The sequence below is a fragment of the Occallatibacter sp. genome (assembly GCF_049802275.1).
Lineage (GTDB): Bacteria > Acidobacteriota > Terriglobia > Terriglobales > Acidobacteriaceae > Telmatobacter.
In genome coordinates this window covers 1-5,577 of the sequence record NZ_JBARMD010000449.1, presented here as the reverse complement: position 1 = coordinate 5,577, position 5,577 = coordinate 1, and the positions used below count along the sequence as shown (strand labels likewise).

The window sequence follows — 5,577 nt, the reverse complement described above, 5'->3', positions numbered from 1 at the left end:
GGTGATGCTGGTGATGGTCACGTTTGTCGGGCTGCTGATCTTTATCTACTCCGTCGGATACATGGAGCACGATGAGAACTACACGCGGTTCTTCTGCTTTCTAAGTGTGTTTGCCGGGGCGATGCTGGGCGTGGTGATTGCGAACAGCATTCTGCTGCTCTTTATGTGCTGGGAACTGGTGGGGCTCACGTCATACCTGCTGATCGGGTTCTGGTATCAGAAGCCCTCAGCGGCTGCGGCGGCGAAGAAGGCTTTTCTTACGACGCGCGTGGGGGATGTGTTTTTCCTGCTTGGGATTGTGTGGTTGTTTGCGCAGACCGGTACTCTGTTGTTTTACGACCACGGCGCGGGATCGATGGAGCCTCTGGCACTGGGTGGACTGCTGGTGCATCACTCGGCGTGGGGACTGACGGCGGCGGGCGCGATAGGGCTGCTGATTTTCGCCGGAGCTGCGGGAAAAAGTGGACAGATTCCGCTGCATGCGTGGCTGCCGGATGCGATGGAAGGTCCGACGCCGGTGTCGGCGCTGATTCATGCGGCGACGATGGTTGCTGCGGGTGTTTATCTGGTTTCGCGTGTTTATCCGCTGATGGCTGCGGGTATGCCGGCGGGGGGGACAACTACAGCACTGACGGTGGTGACGTGGGTTGGTGCGTCGACTGCGGTGTTTGCAGCGCTGATTGCGGTGGCGCAGAACGACATCAAGCGGATTCTGGCTTATTCGACTGTTTCGCAGCTGGGATACATGATGGCGGGGTTGGGCGTGGGCGGCGTGGCGGTGGGCATGTTCCACCTGATTACGCATGCATTCTTCAAGGCGCTGCTGTTCATGGGAGCGGGTTCGGTGATTCACGGCGCGCATGAGGAACAGGACATCCGGAAGATGGGCGGGTTGAGAAAGCCCATGTTTGTCACGTTTGTCACGTACGGTATCGGCATGCTGGCGCTTTGTGGATTTCCTTTGTTCTTCTCGGGGTTCTGGAGCAAGGACGGGATACTGGAAGCGGCGCAGCACTGGAGCCTGGCGAAGACTCCGTTTTACATGCTGGTGTTTGGCGCGCTGCTTACGGCGTTCTACATGACGCGGCAGGTGAGCTACGTGTTTTTCGGGACCTGGCGAGGCCATGGGCATGCGCATGAGAGCCCGCGGGTGATGACGATGCCGCTGGCGATCCTGGCGTTTTTTGCGGTGACTCTGGCCGCAATTGGAACGCCGGCGTGGCCCTGGTTCAGGGCGTTTCTTAACGGGAATGCGGCACCGTTTGATTTAGCGGGATTCAAGGAGCCGGGGCTCGGGATGCTGATGCTCACGTCGTCTTTGGTGGTGCTGGTGGGGCTTGGGCTGGGATGGTGGATCTACGGGTCGAAGTCGCCTGCGGCTGAGGAGCCCGATGCGCTGGAGAAGGCCATGCCGCCGGTGTGGGCGGTGCTCCGCGACAAGTTCTACATTGACGAACTTTATGGCGCGACGGTAATTGCGTTTTATGAGTGGTGGGCGAAGGTTGCCGATTGGCTGGATCGGAACGTGTGGGGCGGGATTGTGGCGGGAGTGGCGCTGGTGTTCCGCGGATGGGCGCAGTTGAATCGGTTCCTGGACACGAACGTGGTTGATGGCGGCTTTGACAAGGGCTGCGAAGAGATCGCGACAGGCGGCGGATTGCTGGCGCGGGTACAGAACGGACGCGGGCAGATGTATCTGCGACTTCTGGCGCTAGCGGTGGTGGTGCTGGCCGGCATCCTGATCTGGAGCGGCCGCTCATGAACGCAATGATGAACGGAATTCCGTGGCTCACGATTATTACGGTGCTGCCGGTTGTCGGCGCGGCGATTGCGCTGTTGTCGGGCAAGCATGCGCGGGGCGTTGCACAAGTAACAGGCATCATCGCTTTCGTGCTTTCCCTTGCGATCTGGTTGCACTTGCCGGGGGATGGGTCTATCGGCATGGAGGAATTGCATCGCAACTGGGTGCCTTCGCTGGGAATTCAGTATCACCTGGGCGTCGATGGGCTGGGAGCGCTGATGCTGTTGTTGTCGGCGCTGGTGACGCTGATGAGTATCGATGCGGCGCATCGCGTGCATCACGAACCGGGGTTGTTTTTTGCGCTGGTGCTGCTGCTTGAGGCAGGGCTGTTCGGGTCGTTCACGGCATTGAATTTCTTCCATTGGTTTTTGTTCTGGGAACTGAGCCTGATTCCGGCATTCTTCCTGATCAAACTTTGGGGCGGACCAAAGCGTGGGCCGGCGGCTACGCAATTCTTTGTGTACACGATGGCGGGGAGCGTGGCGCTGCTGCTGGCGTTTCTCGCGGTTTTCCTGTCAACGGGATCGATGGAGTTTGGCGACTTGGCGGCAATGGCTGCGAACGGATCGCTGGCGCAGCAGGTGACTGCACACCTGGGATCGGGAATTGCCGGAGGCCACGTGATGATGTGGCTTGCCATTGGGGTGTTGGCGGGATTTGCGGTAAAGGTGCCGATGGCGCCGTTCCACACGTGGCTGCCAGCGGCATATGCTGAGGCGCCGTCGCCGGTGACGATGCTGCTGACGGGCGCGATGTCGAAGATGGGCGTGTACGGTTTGCTGCGGATTGCGCTGCCGCTGTTTGGAGCGCAGATCGCAGAGATCAGAACGCCGCTGCTGGTGCTGGCGGTGATCACGGTGGTGATGGGCGCGTGGGCTGCGGCGGCACAGAAGGATTTGAAGCGCGTACTGGCGTACTCGTCGGTGAATCACCTCGGGTATTGCTTGCTGGGGATTTTTGCAATCGCGGTTCCGGGCGGCGCAAATGTTGCGGTGGGAACGAGCCAGGCGGCGGCGCTGAATGGCGTGATTCTGCAAATGTTCAATCACGGGCTGACGGCTGCGGCACTGTTCTGGTTCATCGCGATGATTCAGTTCAGGAGCGGTGGGCTGCGCGGGATTGACGACTTTGGCGGATTGCGGAAGCCCGCACCGGTGTTTGCAGGGCTAATGGGGATTGCGCTGTTTTCGTCGCTGGGACTGCCGGGGCTGAACGGATTTGTGGGTGAGTTTTTGATCTTCCGCGGTGTGTTTCCGTTGTCGTGGTTAGCGGCGACATTTTCAGTTTTGGGGTTGCTGGTGACGGCGGTCGTGATTCTGACGGTGATCCAGAAGGTGTTCACCGGGCCGGTGCCTGCGCAATGGGCGGAGTTTCCGGATCTGCATGGCGGGGAGCGGTCTGGGATGGCGCCGGTGATTGGATTGATGTTCTTGCTCGGGGTGGTACCGCAGCTGATCGTGGGACGTGTGAATCCTACGGTTGAGTATCTGCTGGCGCATTGGAGATTTTGATGGTGGTTGGCGGCTTTAGTACGAGATTTTCGGCACGATTCAAGTCGTGTCCGGATGCTAAGCAAAAGCAGGTCCTTCGCTCCGCTTACCCCAACTTTGTTGGGGCCCCAAGCTGCTCCGCTCAGGATGACGCGAAAATTAATAAGGCGAAGATGACATGGCTAAGGCCGTGTCCTTTCAAAGCCGCGATTTTTAGGATTAGCTAAATGTTGGCTTGGACGATTTACATCTCGTTTGCCGGTGCGCTGGTGCTGGCGCTACTGCCGAAGAATAATGCGGTGCTGGCGCGATGGTTTGCGCTTGCAGTGGCAGTGACGGGATTTGCGATTGGCGTTGCCGGGTTTATGCAGGGCGCGGGCCAGGGACGCGTGACGATTGTCGATGTGCCGTGGGTGGCATCGATGGGCATCCACTTCACTCTGGCTGCGGACGGGATCAGCCGCGTGCTGGTGTTGCTGACAGGATTGGCCGCGGTGGCGGGCGTGCTCTTCAGTTGGAACATTGATGTGCGGACGAATGAGTTTTTCGCTTTCTTTCTCGCGCTCATCGGCGGCGTCTACGGAGTGTTTCTCAGCTTCGATCTTTTCCTGCTGTTTGTGTTTTACGAGATTGCCATCGTGCCGAAGTACTTCCTGATTGCGATCTGGGGCTCGACGCGGCGCGAGTATGCGGCGATGAAACTGGCGTTGTATTCCTTTGTCGGATCGGCGATGGTGCTGATTGGATTGCTGGCCGCGTATGCGATTTCCGGTAGCCACTCGACGGGGCTGGTGGCGCTCGCGAATGCAAATCTTCCGGTAAGTTTTCAGATGTGGGCGTTTCCGCTGGTATTTGTCGGATTCGGAATACTGGCGGGCCTGTGGCCTTTTCACACATGGGCTCCAACCGGCCACGTGGCTGCGCCGACTGCAGCTTCGATGTTGCTGGCCGGCGTGGTGATGAAGCTGGGCGCTTACGGATGCTTGCGAGTAGCGATTGGATTGTTTCCGCATGGGATGGACCCGTGGGGCTGGTCGTTTGCGGGGATCGGATCGTGGCGCGATGTGTTCGCCATCCTCGCGGTCATCGGTATTGTGTACGGTGCGCTGGTGGCACTAGCCCAGACCGATTTCAAATTTGTGATTGGCTACTCGAGCGTAAGCCACATGGGGTTTGTGCTGCTGGGCCTGGTGACGCTGAAGCAGATTGGTGTGACGGGCGCGGTGCTGCAGATGTTTTCGCACGGTGTGATTGCGGGACTGCTGTTCGCGATTGTGGGACGGATTGTGTATGAGCGCACGCATACGCGACAACTGGCGGAGTTGGAGACGATGCACCTGGGCAAGCGGATGCCGTTTGCGGCGTGGGCGTTTGTGATTGCAGGCATGGCGTCGATGGGGCTGCCGGGATTCTCAGGATTTGTGGCGGAACTGCAGGTGCTGGTGGGTTCGTGGATTGCGAAGCCGTGGTGGACGGCGGCGGCGGGCGTAGGAATCGTTATCGGCGTGGCGTATACGTGGCGCGCGCTGCAGAAGGCGTTCTTCTCTGACAGACTACCGACAGCAGAAGAGCATCCGGCGTCGGGGTGGGAGAAGTTTGAAGCAATTACATGGCCCGAGATTGCAGGTACGTCCTTGTTGGTGGCGGCGACTCTGATTGTTGGTGTGTATCCGAAGATTTTGCTCGATTCGATTGAGCCGGCAGTGAAGGCGCTGCTTGCGGGAGGGATGCAATGAACTACGCAGACCTTTTCCGCGTGACGCTGCCGGAGACGGCGCTGGATATTGCGGCGCTGCTGGTGCTGGTAGTGGACCTTGGATTTTTGCGCAAAGCGGCGGCGCAGACGCGCGTGATGGCGGCGGTGTTGCTGGGTGCGATCGGCTGCGGCGCAGCTTTGGCCGTCATGCCGTTTCAGGCGTCTGGTGGATTGACGTATCCCGACAGTGCGGACTTGTTGCTGGCGACGGGTGGCTATACGGCGATCGCCCAGGTTGGCATCTTGGCGTTGACGGTGTTGACGCTGTTTCTGCTGATTGGATCGGATTTTACGCAGCATGTGGGCGAGTACGTTGCCGTAGTCCTGACGGCGGCGACGGGCGGATTGCTGATATCGGCGGCGCAGGACCTGCTGGTGATCTTTGTCGGCCTGGAACTGCTGAGCCTGGGGTTGTATATCCTGACGGCATTTGCGAAGAAGTCCGGGAAGAGCGCCGAGGCAGCGATGAAATATTACCTCTTCGGCGGAATGTCGGCTGCGTTTCTGCTGTTTGGTTTCAGCTATCTGTA

Annotated in this window: 4 protein-coding genes; all 4 read left to right on the top strand. The window is 59.2% G+C overall.

Annotated features, from left to right (window positions below):
• On the top strand, window positions 1–1,762 hold a 1,762-nt coding region (gene nuoL / locus WA354_RS15575; protein ID WP_472813940.1), incomplete at its 5' end, for an NADH-quinone oxidoreductase subunit L.
• Window positions 1,759–3,312 carry a complex I subunit 4 family protein gene (locus WA354_RS15570; RefSeq protein WP_472813939.1) on the top strand — a complete coding sequence of 518 codons (1,554 nt, stop codon included), beginning with the start codon at window positions 1,759–1,761 and terminating at the stop codon, window positions 3,310–3,312. The genes nuoL and WA354_RS15570, both read left to right, overlap by 4 nt.
• Window positions 3,313–3,518: 206 nt before the next feature.
• On the top strand, window positions 3,519–5,027 hold the full coding sequence (locus WA354_RS15565; RefSeq protein ID WP_472813938.1) for a complex I subunit 4 family protein: 1,509 nt from the start codon (window positions 3,519–3,521) through the stop codon (window positions 5,025–5,027).
• Window positions 5,024–5,577 (top strand): proton-conducting transporter transmembrane domain-containing protein (locus WA354_RS15560; RefSeq protein ID WP_472813937.1); only part of this gene is annotated, 554 nt, incomplete at its 3' end. The genes WA354_RS15565 and WA354_RS15560, both read left to right, overlap by 4 nt.

What these genes read in the sequence shown, in the direction of transcription:
- WA354_RS15570 (WP_472813939.1), top strand. Translation starts at nt 1,759, where the DNA reads ATGAACGCAATGATGAACGGAATTCCGTGGCTCACGATTATTACGGTG.
- WA354_RS15565 (WP_472813938.1), top strand. Translation starts at nt 3,519, where the DNA reads ATGTTGGCTTGGACGATTTACATCTCGTTTGCCGGTGCGCTGGTGCTG.